Here is a 432-nt window from a genome sequence, read left to right on the forward strand (position 1 = left end):
CGATTCCATTTCAGTAGTAATATTTCATTTTAGTTGGAAAATGCAGTCGGATGTTTGGGGTAGTATAAATGATCAAGGAGTCATAACGCATATCACGGGCGGAAACTTTGCGCAAAGTGCGATTACTATTAATGGTTGGCTCCGTGATTTCTTATGGGCACAAGCATCCCAGGTAATTCAATCTTACGGCTCATCATTATCCGCCTACGGACTTTTTTTCCTAGGTGCTCATTTTGTCTGGGCTTTCAGTTTAATGTTTCTATTCAGCGGCCGTGGTTATTGGCAAGAACTGATTGAATCCATCGTTTGGGCTCATAACAAATTAAAAGTTGCTCCTGCTACTCAGCCTAGAGCCTTGAGCATTGTACAAGGACGTGCTGTAGGAGTAACCCATTACCTTCTGGGTGGAATTGCCACAACATGGGCATTCTT

Annotated in this window: 1 protein-coding gene; it reads left to right on the forward strand. The window is 42.8% G+C overall.

Translation table 11 applies throughout. The annotated features are described in order from the left end of the window. Window positions 1–432, forward strand: a 432-nt coding sequence (locus QQK25_RS24775; RefSeq protein ID WP_284190058.1) for a photosystem I psaA/psaB family protein, incomplete at both ends; no start/stop codon positions are given.

It is taken from the genome of Zoogloea oryzae (genome assembly GCF_030161255.1).
In the GTDB taxonomy this organism is placed as follows: Bacteria; Pseudomonadota; Gammaproteobacteria; order Burkholderiales; family Rhodocyclaceae; genus Zoogloea; species Zoogloea oryzae.